The following is a 19,065-nucleotide window of genomic DNA, read 5'->3' as shown; positions in this document are numbered from 1 at the left end:
GTCGGTCAGAAGCGCAAGCCTGCTTCGCGGATGCTGCTGATGCGGTGCTCTGCGGCCTGGTTGGCGGCCAGGTAGGTGGGGATGCTGAGCTCGGCGCTGGCCTTGAAGATGCGCAGGGCGGTGTCGTAGATGCCCTCGGTCTGGCGCATGGCGGCTTGGCGATTATAGCCCTTGCGCTCCCAGGCGCAGTTGATGATGCCGCCGGCGTTCACCAGGAAATCGGGGGCGTAAAGGATGCCCTTCTTCATCACTGCTTTGCCATGCACGGCTTCATCGGCGAGCTGGTTGTTGGCGGCGCCGCAGATCACGCTGCACTTGAGTTTGGCCAGGGTGTCATCATTCACGGTTGCGCCCAGCGCGCAAGGCGCGTAAATGTCAACCTCGAGGTCGTAGATCGCCTCGGGCTTCACGAGGTTCACGGCGGGAATCTCGGCCTTTATCGCGGCGAGTTTGTCGTCGTGGATATCGGTGATGAAGACCTGTGCGCCGTCCTTCACCAGCAAGGCTGCCAGGCCTCGGCCCACGTTGCCGCCGCCTTGGATCGAGACCTTCCGGCCGCTGAGATTCTCGCTGCCGTATGCCTGCTTGGCGGCGGCCTTCATGCCGCAGTACACGCCGTACGCGGTCACCGGGCTGGGATCACCGCTGCCGCCCATCTCTTCGGGGAGGCCAGCGACGCTGTTCGTCTCTTTCTTGATGTTCACCATCTCGGCGGTGCTCATGCCCACGTCCTCGGCGGTGATGTAGCGCCCGTTGAGCGAATCGACGAATTGGCCGAAGCGGCGGAACATCGCCTCGGTCTTCTGCGTGCGGGCATCGCCGATGATCACGGCCTTGCCGCCGCCGAGGTCCAAGCCGGCCAGAGCGCTCTTATAGGTCATGCCGCGGCTCAGGCGAAGCACATCGCTGAGCGCCTCGGCCTCGCTGATGTAGGGCCACATGCGCGTGCCGCCCAAGGCTGGGCCCAAGGTGGTATCGTGTATGGCGATGATGGCCTTGAGGCCGGTGGGGCGGTCGAAGCAGAAGAGGACCTCTTCGTGGTCGTGCTGTTCCATGCGGCCGAGCACGATGGCCTCGGCGGCAGTCCTGGTGGCTGTTGCAGGCATGTGGGTGCGCTGTTTCTGTTGGTTCGATCCTTGTGCGGATCAGGCAACGAAGCCAGCCTTATTCAACCGGTCAACGCGCCTGCACCGCCCTTCGGCCCCGCCTACCTTTGGCGCCCGAAGAAAACAGGGCATCGCTGGAAAGGCGGCCAAAAGTAGAAAGTTCCCTTCCGCCCCGATGCGACCGCTCCTGAAGCTGAATCCGTACTTCGCCAAGTACCCTTGGCAATTGCTGCTCGGCACGGTGTTCATCGTGCTCAGCAACCTTTTCGCCGTTTACGCGCCACAGGTGGTGCGCGAGGCCATTGACCTGATCACAGCTGGCTTCGCGCAGCTCCAATTGCCCGCCAATGAGCGCACGCTGGCGGTGCCCGATACCCTGGATCGCTGGGTCAGCTGGACGGGCATCGGGCTGAACGACCGTGTGCAGCGGCTGGGCGACGGCGGCGAACTGGCGCGCACCATCGTCTGGCTCGCCGGATTGCTCGCGCTGCTCTACCTGGCGCTTGCGCTGCTCAAGGGCTTCTTCCTCTTCCTCATGCGGCAGACGATCATCGTGGTGAGCCGGCTGATCGAGTTCGATCTGAAGAACAACGTCTTCGACCACTACCAACGCCTGGACCGGGCCTTCTACAAGCGCAACAGCACGGGCGACCTCATGAACCGCATCAGCGAGGATGTGGGCAAGGTCCGCATGTACCTCGGTCCTGCGGTGATGTACACCATCAACCTGGTGGTGCTCTTCGTGATGTGCATCGGCTTCATGCTGCATGTGAACACCGAGCTCACCTTGTGGACGCTGGCCCCGCTCCCGCTGATGAGCATCGCCATCTATTACGTGAGCGACGTCATCAACCGCAAGAGCGCGCGCGTGCAGGAACAGCAGAGCCGCTTGAGCACCCTGGCCCAGGAGACCTTCAGCGGGATCCGCGTGCTGAAGGCCTATGCCAAGGAGCCGATGGCCGTGGACCGTTTCCGCGAGGCCGCCGGCGAATACCGCGCACGCAGCCTGGAGCAGGCCAAGGTCGATGCGGTCTTCATGCCCGCCATCATGCTGCTGATCGGCGTGAGCTCGGTGCTCACCATCCTCGTGGGCGGACTGAAGCTGATCAACGGCGACCCCAGCGTGACGGTTGGCAACATCGCCGAATTCATCATCTACGTGAACATGCTCACCTGGCCCTTCGCGAGCCTTGGATGGGTCACCTCACTCAATCAGCAGGCCAGCGCCAGTATGGTGCGCATCGATGAGTTCCTCTCCACCGAACCGGCCATCGCCGATGCGGACGATGAGCTCCAAGAGATCCACGGCGCCATCACCTTCAAGAAGGTCAGCTTCACCTACCCCGATACGGGGATCACCGCGCTGCATGAGGTGAGCTTCCACCTGCCTGCCGGAGGAACCCTTGCCGTGGTGGGCCACACCGGCAGCGGCAAGAGCACGCTCGCCGACCTGATCGCCCGCGCTTATGACCCCACCAGCGGGCAGGTGCTCATTGATGGAATCGATGTGCGGCGGATCAAGCTCGCACGGCTGCGGCATCAGCTCGGCTTCGTCCCGCAGGACGTCTTCCTCTTCAGCGACAGCATCCGCAGCAACATCGCCTTCCGCTTGGAACCGTCGGCCGACGTGGAGGAACGGGTGGTGCAGGCGGCACGCACCGCGCAGGTGCACAACGACATCATCGGCTTCCCCAAGGGCTACGACACGTTGCTGGGCGAGCGCGGCATCACCCTGAGCGGCGGACAGAAACAGCGCGTGAGCATCGCCCGGGCCATCGCTGCACGACCGCGAATCCTGCTCTTTGACGATGCCCTGAGCGCCGTGGACACCGCCACGGAAGAGGCCATCCTGCGCGAGTTGCGCAGCGTGATGAAGGGCCGCACCACGGTGATCATCAGCCACCGCATCAGCGCCGTGCGCGACGCCGACCGCATCCTGGTGCTCGATCACGGGTGCGTGGTGGAGGAAGGCACGCACGCCGAGCTCATCGACAAGGGCGGCGTGTACAACCAGTTGCACGAAGAGCAATTGCTGGAGGAGGCGGAGGGCTGAGGAAACCTGATCGCCTCATGGACGTCTTTCCGATTGAATGCATCATCCACATAGCGGTATCGCGGACAGGCTCTTGTGGCTCCTTCGCTTAGCGGCACTTCCGGGACTATTGGCGTTGGCTAACGTGGCTTACGGATCTGAAGGTGCCGATCCTCCTGGTTCCCCCGCGATCAACCCCGTGCCGCTGAAGCGCGGCAGCCGCATGCTGCACCGTTCTCGCTCGAACACCACGCATGACACGCACTACCTCTTCGGCACCTCGGCCATCGCCATGGAAAGCGGTCGCGGCTGCTACCAAGTGCATGATGTGCTGCTCCACAGCGCGAGCTTCTCGCCGGTGCAGGGCCTGGCCATCGGTGGCGGGGTGCAGGTGGCCTCGCTCGTGAGCAGTTTGGCCTCCCGCGAGCGCGAGCCCTTGCTGTTCGCGCGAGCCAGCTTCAGCGGGAAGCTCGGGGGCGGCGCGCACTTGGGCGGCTTCGCACTGGCCGCACGCACCAGCGTGAGCCCATCGGCGCGCGAGCGCAGCACCTTTCCCGTGAGCCTGGGCCTCGGCGGAGCGCAGCTCACCCTCGGCAACGACCGCGCCCACGCGACCATCTCCATTGGCGGAGCCATGGACGACCGGGGCATGAAGGACCGTCCGCTATTCGGCCTGGCCGGGCTCGTGCACCTCACCGACCACTTCTGCCTGATCACCGAGCATTGGCAATTGCCATTCGGCCCCGACGGCTACCGTGTGCACGGCTATGGCGTGCGCTTCACGCACCGTGCCATGGCCCTCGATGCCGCCTTCGCCGTGAACCGCGAGCTCGCGGACTTCTTCTTCCTCGGCGTGCCGGTGCTGGGGCTGTCGCTGCGGTTGTGAGACGGGGGATAACCCATTGCGGTCTTGGTCGACCCAGTGGGTCGACGAAACCAATGTGGTGGCCGAAATCCCCAACAACCGCAGAATTACCTTCCCGCCATGTTCGCCACCCTCATCGGCAACACGTTGTTGCGCGCGTTCGATCTGTACCACGCCTTCCCGCGCCGCCTGCTTGAATTGGGCCTATTCCTGATGATGGCTTCGCTCGCCTTCGGCTTCGTGGCTGGCGGCGTGGTGAGCCGACTCGCTTGGGAACTGCAATTGGTACCGGGCGCTTACGCTTCGGACTTCCAATTCTCCATGTACTTCGGGATGTTCGATGAGCAGCAAGGAACGGTGTGGAGCTTCATGGTGCTGGCGTTAGGCCTCGCGGCGGTGCGGCTCTGGCGTGAAGGTGAGCTCGCATTCGCGGAACTCACCTTCAAACAGCTCTGGGCAGGCATCAGCCATCGGAACTGGACCGTGTTCGGCGTATGCTGCCTGACGCTGGTGATGATCAAGGTGGCCCTATACAACCCGGTCTTCGACCTCTCGGGCCTGCGCGATCCGTTCTGGGAAGGCATGGGCGACGAGATGGGCCCGCGCAAGTACCGCTTCATGAAATGGATGAATGACCTCATCGCCGAGTTCTTCGCATGGGTGCCGGATGCGATGGTGGTCACCCTGCTCTGGACCGAAGCCCACCAGCGCTTCGACCGATCGCGATGGCGCGAGGCGCTCACGGTCTTCGCGGCCATGGCGGTGGGAATCTATGTTGTGAATGCTGTGCAGCAGTCCTTGCTGACGACATTGAAGCTCTACGCTTTCCCGGCATTCAGCATCCCCTTCGAGGCTTCGTTGATCCCGTTGGTGATCCAAGGCGCATTGATCGTGCTGCTCGGCGCCTTGCTGCTTCCGGCGCACTTGCTCTGCTACACGGTGCCTTTCGAGCAGTGGGCCGGTCCTGGGCCGAAACCCGATCTTGACCCGTTCGAAGGAGCCCCGGAATCGACCAAGGCGTGACGCTTGCGCGAACGCGGTCGGGATTCAACCTCGCCAACTTTTCCACGTACAGACGGCCCGAATGAACTTGGCCGTTAGGACCTATCTCAAAAACACCCTTCGGGCTGCGCCGGGGTCTTTACGCGTCCAGACGTCGTTGCTCAACCCTTACAGAGCCGCCAGCAATGCGCGGGTTTCGCGTCTCGTCTTGATCGCGAAATCCCTCCGGCTCGCTTCCGAAAGCATTTGTGAGATAGGTCCTAAATTCGCAACCCTCTGCTTCGGCGCTGGATTGGAACCTCAGCGTCGGTATACGGGCAGATGGAACCTGCAAGGAAGAATGAAGCTCAACTGGGCCTTGCTATTGCCGTTGCTTTGGCTGCTACCAGCGGCTGCACCCGCCCCTGACCCATCGGCTGGTCCCTCGGTGGATGAAGTTCGCGAGCTCTACACGCAGATCGGACTTGAAGGCTGCGTGGCTGAGAGCGCCTTCAGCAAGGGATTCAGCAGCGTAGCGCGAAGGGCGGCCCGGCCGAAGGTGCTGGCCATCGCCGACATGACCTTGCCCAGCACCGCGAAGCGCCTCTCGATCATCGACCTGGAGAAGAAAGAACTGCTGCTCACCACCTACGTGGCGCATGGACAGGGCTCGGGCGAACTGCTCTGCACCAGCTTCAGCAACCGTCACGGCTCACATGCCACCAGCAAAGGGTTGTACCGCGTGGGCGCCGAGATCATCAGCCCCAAGCACGGCGCCGCGCTGCTGCTGCACGGCCTCGATGCCAACCTCAACTGCCAGGCACTCGCGCGTGAAGTAATCATGCACGGCGCCGATTACGTGAGCGAGGCCTTCATTGCCGAGCACGGACGGCTGGGCCGGAGCTGGGGATGCCCCGCCGTGAGCCGCACCGACATGCCGCGCATGATCGAATTGCTGGCCGACGGTGGATATCTGTACGTCCACGGCCGCTGAAGCGCGCTTGCCCGGTCTTTTCCTTCGCGGCGGCATTCCTGCTGCACATGCGTTCACTTCCCGCCTTGGGCATCTTGGCCCTGCTTGCGTCCTGCGCCTCCCCCATCGCCGAACCCGACATCGCGGAGCAGGCGCAGGCCATCGAGGCCGTGTTCGAGACGCCGGCCGCCTACACGGTGCGGACACTGGACCCAGCGGCCATCAGCGACTTCATCGCGAAGCATCCCGAGCACCTTCCTGATTCCAACGGTATCGCGGGCTTCTACCAGCGGCGCGGATTCCAATTCGCTTGGTTCGTGAACGATTCGCTCTCGCAGAGCGCAGCCGCCTTCCACAACCTGGTGACCAGCGCCGATACGGTGTACCGCGAACTCGGCTACGTGCGCGCGCGCCTCGATGAACTGATGCTGCGCGGGAAGGTCAACGGCGATCACGACTGCGACAGCTGCATGCAGCACATCGAGTTGGCCCTCACGGCGCAATTCTTCCGTTTCGCCGACAAGAAATACGGGGGCACCGTGGGCAAGGACCTGCGTGAGCTCGACTGGTTCATCCCGCGCCGCAAGAAGAACTTCGACCGGCTGCTGGACTCGCTCGTGGCCGGCCGCATGGACCTATCACCGGTGGAGCCGCTGCACCCGCAGTATGCGCAGCTCAAGTCGCAGTTGAAACGGTACCACGACCTCTCCTCCGTGCAGTGGCCTACGCTGAGCCTCGGTGATCGCCGCAAGCTCGAGCCCGGGAACGAGGATCCACTGGTGCCCGAACTGCGGCAACGGTTGATGCTGCTCGGAGACTTCATCGCCACAGGCGACAGCATCCTGCTTTTCAGCCAGGATTACGACAGCCTGCTCGTGGCCGCTGTGATGCGCTTCCAGGAACGCCACGGACTGCACCCCGATGGCGTGATCGGCAAAGGCGCGATCGCGCAGCTGAACATCTCACCAGCGGACCGCGCGCGCACGATGCTCGTGAACATGGAGCGCCTGCGCTGGGTGCCCGAGCAGAACGCCCCCGACCTGCTGCTGGTGAACATCCCCGAGTTCCGCCTCTACGTGCATGAAGCCGACACCGTGGCGTGGAGCATGGTGGTGGTGGTGGGCGCCACGGCGACGCGTACCGTGATCTTCAGCGATTCGCTCAGCACCATCGTCTTCAGCCCCACCTGGACGCCACCGCCCAGCATCGTGCGCGGAGAGATCATGCCTGCCCTTGCCAAGGACCCGAACTACCTCAAGAAGAAAGGCATGGAGGTGATCGGCGGATCGGAGAAGAATCCGGTCATCCGACAGAATCCTGGCGCGAGCAATGCGTTGGGCCGCGTGAAATTCCTCTTCCCCAACAGCTACAGCATCTACTTCCACGACACGCCCAGCAAGAGCTTCTTCGCCCGCGAGAGCCGCGCCTTCAGCCACGGCTGCATCCGCCTCGCCGAGCCGCAGCGCTTTGCCGAGTACCTGCTACGCGCCGATACGGCCTGGACCACGAAGAAGGTGAAGGAGGCCATGCACAGCGGCGAGGAGCAATATGTGCGGCTGAAGAAGAAACGCCCCGTGAGCATCGGCTACTTCACAGCCTGGGTGGATCGAAACGGCCTGTTGCACTTCCGCGACGATGTGTACGGCCACGATGCGCGGCTGGCGGAGGAGCTCTTCGCGCTGCCTGCCACGATGGATTCTTCTGGAGGGCGACTGGAAGGGGATGCGGTGCGCTTACACGCCCGGTGAGTTGTTCCGCACCGATATCGAGCGGCATCAGGCCCTCATCGGACGGCAATCGCCGAATCCACCCGTGCATCCTTCTTCGCGCCCGCTTTCCAACGTTGGCTGCCATCGTCGTACCAGCGCACCATGGCCGTTACGCCTTGGGCGATTGAGAAGGGGGCCTCACCCACGGCGGCGATCGTCCGGTCCATGGGCGTGATGTAATCGCTGGTCATGCTGCGGTAGCGGCCGCTGGTGATGGGGAAGGGGAGACCGATTGATTTGAAGGCATCGCCGATGAGTGCCAAGGAGCGCACGAGCCAACTGGGGATGTATCGCACGGGTTTGCCCACGAGCTGCCGCGAGACCTCCTCGACCCACATCTTAAGGTCGAAGGGCTGATCGCCGACATAGAGGACTTTATGGTTCACCGTCTCGGCCGGCGCCTCGAGCATGCGCAGGATCTGCCATACCACAGTGCCCACGTAGCCGTAGGAGCGCACCACGCGTTGGCGGCCGGGGTGGAAGTAGAGCCCCTTGCGCATCACCTTGAACAGGACATCTCGGTATCGCAGGCTCCACGGCCCCCAGATGGTGGTGGGGCGGATGATGACCCATTCGCAGGCTAGGCCGGCTTCGCGCGTGTTCATCTCGGTGCGCCGCTTCGATTCGCCATACACGGTGAAGGGCTTGAAGTCGAGGTCGTGCTCAGGCTGGTAGCCCGCTTCGCACACGAACTGTGTGCTGGTGACGATGATGCGGCGCACGCTGGGGCATTGCTTCACCGCTTCGAGCAGCACGCGCGTGCCCTCGTGGTTCTGACGGTAGGCGTCCACATCGATAGGCTCCTCGGTATCGGTGCGGGCGGCGAGGTGAACGATGTGCGTGGGTGCGAATTGAGCGAGCGCCGATGCCACCGCGGCGCCATCGAGCAGGTCGGCTTCGCGCCAATGCGGGGCGTGCGCCGGGTTCAGCGGCGGGTTCCAATCGAGGTTGAGCAAGGCGGTGCCCTGCGCAAGGCACTCCTCCACGAGATTGGTGCCGATGAATCCCGAGCCGCCAGTAATCAACAGGCGCATATCGCTGGTCATGTTCAAGAGAAATGCTTCCGGCGATTCCGGCCGATAAGAGGGCCTTCAACGGAGGAAGTGCCGCGAAGATGCAATGGGCCGCGAGTGGTTCCATCTCGGTCAGCGCCGGCACAAATGCTCATCAGGTCCGCAATCGGAACCCATCGGCCCCGGCTCATGCCGAATGCGGAACGGCGTTCGTCGGAGGAATGCTCCGTTCGTCGGGGTGGTCCGAATCCCGGTCGAGTTTCACGAACGTTGGCCGACCTGCTCCGGTTGAACGGCCCAAGTTCACCGACCCATGCGATTCCTCAACATCCGCGCGCTGCTCTTCGTCGCCACGGCCCTCACGGCCTTCACAGTTCGGAGCGCTACCTACTACATCTCGCCCACGGGCAACGATAACAACAACGGCACGAGCCAGGCTACCGCATGGCGCACCATCGACCGCGCCAACCAGTTGAGCAGCAGCTTCCAACCGGGTGACCGGATCCTGTTCCAGCGCGGGGGCGAATACCGGGGCAAACTCAGCATCATGAACAGCGGCGCAGCCGGCAACCTGATCCAGATCGGCGCCTATGGGAGCGGCGCACAGCCCATCATCAGCGGAAGCAAGGCCGTTACCGGCTGGACCCAGCACAGCGGCAGCATCTGGAAGGCCCCGATCACGGACGCGCTCAAGTACGTGTACGTGAACGGCGTGCTGCAGGAGCTGGCGCGCTTCCCCAATACCGGATGGCTCCGCAACGACCAAGGCACCAGCACGAGCCTCACCGATAGCGAGCTCACCCAGCCCAACGGCTATTGGGTGGGAGCCACGGCGTTGATCCGCACCACCAACTGGAGCTACGACACGGCCTACGTCACGGGCTTCAGCAACAACACGCTCACGCATACATCCACCGGCAATAACCTGGGCACCTGGCAGTGGGGCTATTACCTGCGCAACAAGCTCGAATTGCTCGACGCCGCCGGCGAGTGGTACCACGACCGTGCTGCGGGCATGCTCTACCTGTGGTGCCCCAACAACGCCAATCCGAACAACGTGCTGGTGGAGGCCTCCGTGACCGACTTCGGGGTCTATGTGGGCTGGCAGCGCCACCACATCAAGGTCGAGGGCCTGCACATGCGCCACCAGCACACGGCCAGCCTGCGCCTCTCGGGCACCAGCGACCTGGAAGCCCTCAACTGCACCTTCACCGATACGCGCCAGGCCATCTACAGCACCGGCAACAACCAGCACTTCCACCACCTCGATGTGCAGCGCACGTACGGTACCGGGATCCAGCTGCTCGACAACAACACGGTGCTCGAGCACTGCACGCTCACCAACATCGCCATGGTGAAGGGACTGGGTGAGCAGAACATGGGCTACAACGGCATCGGCATGAACGGCAGCGGCATCACGGTCCGCGACAACCGCCTCGAGAACATCGGCTACTGCGGCATCGCGGTGGCCAACGATGCCCTCGTGGAGCGCAACCTGGTGATCAACAGCATGGCCATCCTCAACGATGGCGCCGGCATCACCTTCGATGCCACCGACGGCGCCATCATCCGCGACAACGTGGTGCGCGACCTGCAGGGCGACATCGAGAGCAGCGCCATCGGCTGGGTGAACAGCATCCCCATCTGCCACGGCATCTACTTCGGCAATGTGTACAACATGAACGTGCTCGTGAAAGGGAACACCGTGATGAACTGCCGCGGTGCGGGCCTTTACGTGGACCACACGATGCTTGCCACCGGAAACCGCATCGAGGACAACGTGCTCGTGAACAACAACATGCAGCTCTTCCTCTCGGACTACAGCAATTACAATGGCCCCGGCGCCACCGCTCCCTTCCACGTTCCCACTTTCAATTCCATCTATAGCGGCAACGTGCTCTACTGCATGACCAAGGACCAGCTCTGCGTGCAGCAGTACCATGTGTACAGCGCCAACCCCGTTGACTTCGGCACCTTCACCGGCAACTACTACTTCAACCCGTACAACGACCGGAGCATCTACGTGCGGAACTCGATCACCGGGGCGCACACCTACTATACGCTGGAGCGCTGGCAAGCAGAGGCCAATGAGGATCCCACCGGCTCGCGGAGCCTGCTGCGGCTGCCCAGCATGGAGGTGACCCAGGTGCTCGCCGCCAGCACGGTTCCCAACGGCAACTTCGGCAGCAACGTGAACGGTTGGACCGGATGGCCCAGCCAGGGGCAGATCACCCACAACAACGCCCAGCTCGACAACGGCTGCCTCAAGCTCAGCTTCACCAGCAACGCCACTTACAACACGCACAACCTGCGGCACAGCGCCACCATCGGCATCCAGAACGGCGCGTGGTACCGCATGAAGTTCAGCGTGGTGAGCGACGTGATGGGCGAATTCACCGTGGGCTTCAAGGCCGACAGCCAGGCCGACAATCCCTGGCGCGTGGGTGAGCGCGTGTACGCTTACGACGGGGAGCGCCGCGACGTGGAGCACATCTTCCAGAGCGACCGCACCGACAATGGCTCGCTCATGTTCACCTGTCACTACTCGAGCGGCATCTACTACCTGGATAACGTATCATTCGAGCGCGTGCAAGCCGTGCCCGTTGATCCCTTCGATCGCCACTTGGTGCTGATCAACGAAGAGGCGGCCGCGCAGGATTTCGACCTCGTGGGCTGCTGGAGCGATGTGGACGGAAACCTCCACACCGGCTCCGTCACCCTGCAACCATACGGATCCATCATCCTCATCAAGGAATCCGATGAGGAGTGCCTGAGCACCGATACGGACGACGAGGCCGCCGGGCCCGCCACCCAAGGGCTCCGAGCCTATCCGAATCCTGCGCAGCGAGGCGAATCACTGGTGGTGGAGACCGCGGATGAAGCGCCTGCCGCGCTGGAGCTTCGCGGCATGCAGGGGCAGCTGATCTGGCAGGGCCGTGCGAGTGCAGGCCAGACCCGCATCGACATCCCGGCGCAGCTGCGCGCTGGTGCCTACCTGCTCATCGTGGAGCAATCCGGAGAGCGCCGCCAGCAGCGAATAAGCGTGCTTTGATCAAGTGGGATCCATCCGAAAGGCCCGCCCCAACGGCGGGCCTTTCATTTCAGCAAGGCCGCATCCGAGGCAGGAGGCCTGACGCACAGCGGAGCCAGCATGGCGAACAGGATCGCGTGGCCGAGGTCCATGCCGTAGCAGAAGATGTCGATCTGCCAGATGAAGAGCAGGTAGCACAGCCCTGCGAACAGCGGAGCCTGCGAAGTGCCCTCGAGGTATTGGCTGCGGTAATGCTTGAAGGCTTTCCAGAAAACCGCGTACAGCAGCAGCACCCCGACGATGCCCTGCGACACGAGCACTTCGGCGAATGTGCTGTGCGAATGGATGTTGTAGCTATGCGAGGTGCCCCAGAGCACGGCCACATGGTCATACAGGCGAAGCGCATAGTGGCCCTTGTAGCCATTCCCCCAGAGCAGGCCGGTGCGGTCGCTCCAGACCCAATCGCCGATCGCCTGCCAGATGTGGCTTCGGCCATTGAAGGAGGTCACGTCCTCATAAGAGACACGGCCCAGGATGGCGGCGAAGAAGGGCTTGCTGATCACTTGGTACACCAAGGCCGAAAAGCTCAGCAGCAGGGGCAGGGTGAAGAGCGAGATGGCATAAAGTCCGCGCACCACCTTGATCGCCTTGGTCACGAAGAGCACGGTCAGCATCATGAAGATGAGGGTGGATAGGCGGCTATTGATGCGCAGCATGAAATAGAGGCCGATGGCAAGGGCCAGCATAGCAAGCACGGTGGCCGCTGGACGCTGGGCGGCGCCGCGCATGCGCACCATGAGCATCAGGGCCCAGACGCTGAGCAGGTGCGCACCGGTGTAGATCCCGCGCAGGAAGGGGAAGTTGGCCCGACCCTCGAAGGCATGGCCCACCGCGCGCACGCCGCCCAGGAAGCCCAGCACATTCAGCGCGAGCAAGGCGCTGAGGCCGATGAAGAGGATCCTGCCGAAATCAAACCCGGGATCGCTGCGCCCATTCAGGTGCACCACCACCGCCGCCAGGAAGGGCAAGAGGTAGAAAAGGCCGCTGATCACCGCATTCCCGAAGAGAACGCCGGGGATGCCGCCTCGCAATGCGACGAACTGCGAGGCGATCAAGGTGCCGATATAGGCCATGGCGAGCCACCAGACCGGCGTGAGCGAACGCCGCAGGCCCCGCCTGTAAGCCGCGTCGATCAGGTGGATGAGCACGATGGCTGCGAATGGCGCAATCGAAATCAGCATGCCTTCGCTGATGCTGCCCTTGCCGCCCTGGTAGCTGCCCAAGCCGAAGACCGGGAAGCCCGCGATGAACAGGGCGTTGAACAGCTGGCTCTTGCGGATCACAGTGGCAGATGGGGTCTCGGTCAGTGGCCTTTGATCCTGCGCTTCAGCTTGATGATGCCTTGCACCACGGCGCCTTCCTGGCCGCCGAGGGCATCCTTCAAGCTGTTCTTGATGCGCTCCATCGGGGTGAAACCGATGTATCGCCTGAAGTATTCGGCATCGCGCTGCGCGTCGAGCATGATGCGCTCCGGATGCCTCAGCGGGAATGCGATCGCCTTCGACGTGCGCTTGTTGCGCGGATCATCGGGTCCGGTGGTGTGCGTGCCGTCGCCATCGAAGCCGATGTTGTCGATCTGGTTCACATGCGGGATGATGTTGAGCGCGTGGTTGGCGATCCGCGTGATGTCCATCTGGTAGCTCCACGAGTTCATTCGTCCCTCATGCACCCGGTCGAATATCTCACGGGCGAGCTGCTCTTCATGCTTGTCCAGGAAGAAGTCGGCGAGCAGCGGACTCTGTTTCATGGCCGGCCATTGCTTCATGTCCACGTCGTAATGCTGCCACACGCGGCGCCAGCTGGCCCAGCCCCAGGGTGCGCCGTATCCATGCGCGCTGAAGTAGTAGTCGCCCTCCTTCGCGCCCGTCCAGTCGTCCATGAGGTTGTTGCCCATGATCACCCAGATGCGCTCATCGTGCCGGTAGCGTTCGAGCAGTTCCTGCGCGAAGCGGAAGAACGAGGGCACGGGCAGCGTGTCGTCTTCCAGCACGATGCCCTCCTCTTCGTGCTCGAAGAACCAGTTGATGGCGCTGCTCACGCCTTTGCGCAGCCCCAAGTTGCTTTCGTTGAAACGCGTGTGCAGCTCACAGGGCCAATCGACCAGATCCACCAAGGCGCGCACCTCTTCGCAGCGGGCGTGCTCGGCACGGTTGCGCGGGCCGTCACAAGCGAAGTAGAGGCGGGGCGGCTGCGCGGCGCGCACGGCATCGAAGACCTGCCTCAGGGGCCCAACGCGATTGAAGCCGATGAGCAGCACGGCCGTGTCCAACCGGTGATTCGTTTCAGCGTTCATCGGGCAAGGGAGGATTCACGAGGTTGTTGCGTCGGAAGTGCTCGAAGTACTGCAGCATGCTGACGGCGTGCAGCGCCACCTGGCGCGGGCCCGCGAACTCATCGAGGAAGCGGTAGAGGAAGAGCAGCATCACGTCGCGCCGCCGATGCGCCACGTCCTGCGCGATGTTGCCATGGCGATCATGCGGGAGGATCTCGATGCAGCCGCCGGAGAGCGCGGTCGGCAGCAGCATGTTGCTGCCGTGCACGCCCACCACGATCTGGCTGCGCGCGTAAGCATGGCACCAGGCGCGCTCGGTGGCCGGGTTCATGGCCCGGGTGCGCAGGTCCTCGATTCCCGCTGGCAACGATGAGGGTGCGCCCAGGCCCACCACGCTCGCGGTGAGCGTGGGCACCGCTTTGCGCATGAGGCGGAGGGCGCGAAGGGCCATGCGCTGCTGGTCCCAACGAAAGAACGGGTCGGCCACGCGCTGGAGACCGAGCTTGCGCATGATTCGGTGCTTCTCCTTATGCAGCGGCGTGCGGTACCAGAGCCGGTCCTCGCGCAGCACGAAGGTGATGTGCGGCGGCGCGCTGGCGAAGGCGTCCGTGGGGAAGGGCTTCACACCGGTGAAACGCTCGATGTCGATGCTGCTCTTATCGGGATGCGCATACCCACGCCCGAGCTGCACCTCCTCGAAATCGGCGAGGAAGCCCTTCACTTGCCGGTCGATGCTCCGGTACCAGCCGTGCGCTCGGCCTAGCTTCTGATCCACAAGCCACACCTCAGCGACCCCATCGGGCACGAGCCATTCAAAGGAGCGCGGGATCAACAGGACCAGGCCAAGATCCGGGTGCCGGTCGAGGTAATGCTGTGCGTTCCAGAGCTTCAGCAGCACGTGGCCATAGAGGAAATCCAGCGTGTTGAGCAGCACGATGCGCTTGCACGGGCGCAGCACGCGTCGCTCGATGCGTACCTCAGCATCGCTGGGCGCGCGGAAGCCTTCCATCAAGGGGCCATGAACCCAGTGGCTCACACCCTTGGGGTTGTGCAACGCGCCATCGTCCAGACCGATGGCTACGTCGTAGTCAACCGCGAAGCCTACCGGGAGGTCGTGATAGAAACGGTATCCACAGGCGGTGCAAGCGTACTCGCCGAGGATGTGGATGCCGGGGAATGCCACGTCAACCACCCGGGGTTGGCTGGCGCCGCATTTCGGGCAGCATCGCTCGGCGAATGGCGCTGGCTTCAGCGGCACCAGGTGGCGTGAGGGGGCGTTCATGCGGCGCGGTGGAACTTCCAGAAGGTGAGGATGCCGGTGACCATCAGGCGCAGGTTCTCACGGGTGCGCGCGGTGATCAGGTCGAGCACGAAGATGCTCACGAAGAAAGAGATGATGGTGGCCCAGATGGCACCGATGGAGCGCAGGTCAGGTATCAGGACCCAGTTGATGCCCACATTGAGCGCGACGCCCACCAAGGCCGTGAAGAGCGAGTAGCGGAAGAGGCCCTCGTTGGTGATGAAGCCGCGCTTCCCGGTGCCCATGTTGGTGAAGAAAAGACGGATGGCGAAGAGGCCCAGCAGCGCGCCGGCCGGCTCGAACTCCTCTCCGAAGAGCAGCACCACGATGGGCTTGGCCAAGAGATAGATCGGGATGGCGGTAGCCAGGAAGAGGCCGAACATGAGCCGGTACTGATTGAGCAGGCGATCGGTGTAGAGCGCATGCGAAACGGCCTTGGCCTTGGTGATTGCCGGTGCCAAGCTTCCTTGCACGATCACCGGCAGGAATCCGAGCGCTTCGATCATGCGCAGCGCCACGCTGTACTGGCCCACTTCGGCAAAGGCGGCTTCTTCGCCGTCGGAGGCGGTGAGCAGGTCCTTGATCATCACCTGATCGATGCGGGCCTGCACGAAGAGCGCCATCCCGTACACGAGCATGGGCCACGATTCACCCAGCAAGCGCACCACCATGGCACGCGTCGCCCGCCAATGCTTCCATGAAAGCCCCGCACGGTTGAAAGCGCTGAGATAGCCGATCGAGAGCAGCACATACTCCAACGCGTACATCCATGCGAAACCGGTGAGCGCTGCCTTGCCGCTGACATGGCCAGCGTGCACGGCCCAGGCCAGGGTGAGCTTCGCCGCAGAGGAGATGATTGATTGCGCCATCTGAACGCGCGCCACCGGCCCCGCCTTCACCTGCGACATGAACCATTGGTCGATCACGCCGATGGGCCTCAGGAGTTCCGCGGAGGCGATGATCAGCACCAGGGTGACCGTGAAGCCATCCATGCCCTTGATGAAGGCACCGGCCGTGCTCAACAGCACGATGAGGATGGCGCCGAAGAGCTTCAGCAAGGCCGCGCTCCCAAGCAGATCGTCGCGTTTCTCCGGATGCCGCACCAGGTCGCGCACCAGGATCTCGTCGATGCCCATGGCGCCGAGCGCGAAGAAGAGCCCCACGAATCCCGTGGCGTAATTGAGCTGCCCGAAGAGCTCATCACCGAGCGCGCGGGCCATCGCCACGCCGGTGAGCAGAACCACGCCCAGGCGGATGATGCGCTCAACGAAGAGCCACGATACGTTCTTGAGGACCTTCTGCGCGCCTTCGGACCGGAGCATGCGCGGGCTACTTGGTATAGTAGCCGTACCCGTTGCCGCGCTCGGCCTTCACATCATTGAACAGCACATCCACCCGGCCGAGCTGACCCTTCTGCACCAAATCGGTCACGGTGCGCAGGGTGCTCCGGCGGGTATAACGCTCGCGCACCACGTACAGGGTCACATCGAGGTGTCCCATGAGCACGACGAATTCGCTCACCAGGCCAAGGGGCGAGGAGTCCACCACGATGTGGTCGTAGCGCTGGCGCATGGATTCGATCAGTTCGGCCATTCGCGGGCTCTCGGCCAGTTCGCCCGGATTCGGCGGTATGGGCCCTGCTACGATGGCATCCAGGCCGGGCACATCGGTATGTGTGATGATGGCGCTCAGATCGGCCTCACCGATCAGGTAGGTGCTCAGTCCCTGGCCTTCGGGAAGGTCCATGGTCCGGTGCACGTTCGGGCGGCGCATATCGGCATCGATCAGCAGCACGCGCTTGCCCGAGAGCGCGAGCACGCTTGCCATGTTCACCGCGCAGAAGGTCTTGCCTTCACCGCTGGTGCCGCTGGTGAAGCCGATGACCTGACGAGGGGCATTGGCCCGCAGGTATTGCAGGTTGATGCGCGCGGTGCGGAACGATTCGGCCAGCAGGCTCTTGGGTTCATCCGCTGCGATCCGGCGCCGCTTGCTGCCGGGGATCACGGCGAGCACGGGCAGTGCCGTGAGGCGCTTGAGCTCGTCGAGGTCGGTGATGCGGTCGTTGAAGAAGTCGAGCAGAACGATCAGCAGGACCGGCAGCAGCAGGCCGATCAGCAGGGCGCCGCCCAGCACCATCTTCTTATCGGGGCCGATGGCGCCGACCAGCGATAGCCGCGCCTCATCCACCACGCTCTTGTCCACCTGATCCGAGGCGATGGCGATACCGGCCTCGGCTTTCTTCTCCTGCAGGTACTTGAACACGTCTTCGTTCAGGCCGAGCTTGCGCTGCTTTATGCCCAGCTCGCGCTCCTCGCGCGGGATCTGCCCAAGCTGGTAGCCGAGTGAGCTGATCCGCGCAGTGATCTCGCTGTAGTCGATCTCCGCGCGCTCCACCAGGCTCGCACCGGTTTGCTCGAGCGATTGCACGAGGTTCTTCAGCTTGCGTTCCATGGCGATCGTGGCAGGATCGTTCTTCACGCCGGTGGTGCCCGTGCGAGCGGCCAGATCGGAGCTCAAGCGCGTGATCTCGAGCACGAGGTTGTTGAGCACGGGGTCGTCGATGCCGCTGCTCGAGGGGGCGGGAACGTTGCGCAGGTCGCTCTGGGAGCGGATCTTCTCCAGCAGCCCTGTGCAGTACACGCGGCGGCGCTGGATCAAGCTCCGTTCGTTCTCGAGCCGGGAGCGCTCCTGGGCCAGGGCGTCGGCGGTGCCGGCAGCATTGAAGAGGCTGGTGCTCGTGCGTACCTGCTGCATGTCCTGCTCGGCGCGTTGGAGCGAATCGCCCACCACGCCGAGCTGCTCGTCGATGAAGGCGATGGTGCGAAGGCCCTTCTGCTGCTGCTTGTGCAGGGCTGATTCGATGAATGCGGCCATCAGGGTGTTTATGAAATCGATGTCCTTCTTCGGCGTGGCGCCCACCATGGAGAGGGAGACCACGTGGCCGTTGTCCTCGGGCGCAGTCACGCTCAACCGGGCGCTGTAGTTCATCACTTGCGCATCGAGGCTGTTGATCTTGAAGAAGTAATCCGTCTCGGGGCTGTATTGGCGGTCCTCCGGGAACTCGATGGTGAAGCTGAGGTGCTCGCCGATGAAAGGCTCGCCGATGGCGGCCGTCTGGTCGAGCTCGTAGTCGGCCACGTAGTCCTCGGTGAGCTCCTGTTTCTGCACGTTGTAGAGCAGCACGTTCTTGCCTTTGGCGGTCACGCGATAGGTGCCCGCCGCACGATCGACCTTCACGTGGATCGGGATGCCGCTGACCTGCACGCTCACCGAATCGAGCTGCACGCGGAAGGGCGGGAAGCCGTACTGCTCCTGGGTGAGGAAGCGCTTGGTGGTGTGGTAGCTGACCCCGAAGTCGAGGCGCCTGAGGGTCTTCACGATCATGCTGCGCGAAGTGAGCAGCGCGATATCGTCCTCGAGCTCGGAGCTGCCGCGCACCAGCGACATGCCCTTGATGAAATCCTCCTGCCGGGCTCCGAATCCGCGCTGCCCCTCGCCCATGAGCATGCGGGCGCCTACGTAGTAGGTTTTGGGCGTGGTCTTCAGGTAAGCCACGCCAAGCGCGCCGGACATGATGCCGGTGAGCAGGAACCACCACCAGCGGCGCAGGATCTTGCGCACCACGGCGCGCAGGTCGATGACGTCGGAGCCTTGCGCGGCCAT

The 19,065-nt window shown here is 63.3% G+C and carries 13 protein-coding genes; 6 read left to right on the top strand and 7 right to left on the bottom strand.

Annotated features, from left to right (window positions below):
• Positions 1-5: 5 nt before the first annotated feature.
• The gene (locus tag IPM12_14275) at positions 6-1,055 is read right to left on the bottom strand and encodes a Glu/Leu/Phe/Val dehydrogenase (GenBank protein ID MBK9148972.1); all 1,050 of its coding nucleotides are present in this window, start codon (positions 1,053-1,055) and stop codon (positions 6-8) included.
• A gap of 226 nt (positions 1,056-1,281) precedes the next feature.
• Here IPM12_14275 and IPM12_14270 point away from each other — a divergent pair, with 226 nt between their 5' ends.
• The 5 genes from IPM12_14270 (at position 1,282) to IPM12_14250 (ending at position 7,705) form a co-directional block, all read left to right on the top strand.
• The gene (locus tag IPM12_14270; GenBank protein ID MBK9148971.1) at positions 1,282-3,159 is read left to right on the top strand and encodes an ABC transporter ATP-binding protein; all 1,878 of its coding nucleotides are present in this window, start codon (positions 1,282-1,284) and stop codon (positions 3,157-3,159) included.
• Between the two features lie 202 nt (positions 3,160-3,361).
• A complete protein-coding gene (locus tag IPM12_14265) occupies positions 3,362-4,024 on the top strand; it encodes a hypothetical protein (GenBank protein MBK9148970.1) in 663 nt (220 codons plus the stop codon).
• A 99-nt stretch (positions 4,025-4,123) separates the two neighbouring features.
• Complete coding sequence (locus IPM12_14260) at positions 4,124-5,026, top strand: hypothetical protein (GenBank protein MBK9148969.1); 903 nt, start codon at positions 4,124-4,126, stop codon at positions 5,024-5,026.
• Positions 5,027-5,345: 319 nt separating this feature from the next.
• Entirely contained in the window at positions 5,346-5,978 is a 633-nt protein-coding gene (locus tag IPM12_14255; GenBank protein MBK9148968.1) for a murein L,D-transpeptidase catalytic domain family protein, read from the top strand.
• Between the two features lie 47 nt (positions 5,979-6,025).
• Positions 6,026-7,705 carry a L,D-transpeptidase family protein gene (locus IPM12_14250; GenBank protein ID MBK9148967.1) on the top strand — a complete coding sequence of 560 codons (1,680 nt, stop codon included), beginning with the start codon at positions 6,026-6,028 and terminating at the stop codon, positions 7,703-7,705.
• A gap of 35 nt (positions 7,706-7,740) precedes the next feature.
• On the opposite strand, the gene IPM12_14245 is transcribed toward IPM12_14250, so the two are convergent.
• Positions 7,741-8,772, bottom strand: a complete 1,032-nt coding sequence (locus IPM12_14245) for an NAD(P)-dependent oxidoreductase (protein ID MBK9148966.1) — start codon at positions 8,770-8,772, stop codon at positions 7,741-7,743.
• A 280-nt stretch (positions 8,773-9,052) separates the two neighbouring features.
• On the opposite strand from IPM12_14245, the gene IPM12_14240 reads away from it, so the two are divergent.
• Positions 9,053-11,791: a right-handed parallel beta-helix repeat-containing protein gene (locus tag IPM12_14240; GenBank protein MBK9148965.1), complete on the top strand. Its 2,739-nt coding sequence runs from the start codon at positions 9,053-9,055 to the stop codon at positions 11,789-11,791.
• A gap of 44 nt (positions 11,792-11,835) precedes the next feature.
• Here IPM12_14240 and IPM12_14235 read toward each other — a convergent pair whose 3' ends face one another.
• The 5 genes from IPM12_14235 to IPM12_14215 are packed head-to-tail and all read right to left on the bottom strand — an operon-like array spanning position 11,836 to position 19,065.
• Positions 11,836-13,113 (bottom strand): O-antigen ligase family protein, encoded by a 1,278-nt coding sequence (locus IPM12_14235; GenBank protein ID MBK9148964.1) that lies wholly within the window; start codon positions 13,111-13,113, stop codon positions 11,836-11,838.
• A 20-nt stretch (positions 13,114-13,133) separates the two neighbouring features.
• Entirely contained in the window at positions 13,134-14,123 is a 990-nt protein-coding gene (locus tag IPM12_14230) for a hypothetical protein (GenBank protein ID MBK9148963.1), read from the bottom strand.
• Positions 14,113-15,384, bottom strand: coding sequence for a hypothetical protein (locus tag IPM12_14225; GenBank protein MBK9148962.1), 1,272 nt, complete (start codon positions 15,382-15,384; stop codon positions 14,113-14,115). The genes IPM12_14230 and IPM12_14225 overlap by 11 nt, the downstream gene beginning before the upstream one ends.
• The gene (locus IPM12_14220) at positions 15,381-16,724 is read right to left on the bottom strand and encodes a flippase (protein ID MBK9148961.1); all 1,344 of its coding nucleotides are present in this window, start codon (positions 16,722-16,724) and stop codon (positions 15,381-15,383) included. The genes IPM12_14225 and IPM12_14220 overlap by 4 nt, the downstream gene beginning before the upstream one ends.
• Positions 16,725-16,731: 7 nt before the next feature.
• Positions 16,732-19,065 (bottom strand): polysaccharide biosynthesis tyrosine autokinase, encoded by a 2,334-nt coding sequence (locus tag IPM12_14215; GenBank protein ID MBK9148960.1) that lies wholly within the window; start codon positions 19,063-19,065, stop codon positions 16,732-16,734.

Source organism: Flavobacteriales bacterium, assembly GCA_016716605.1.
In the GTDB taxonomy this organism is placed as follows: domain Bacteria; phylum Bacteroidota; class Bacteroidia; order Flavobacteriales_F; family PHOS-HE28; genus PHOS-HE28.
This window is presented reverse-complemented; position numbering and strand designations above follow the sequence as displayed.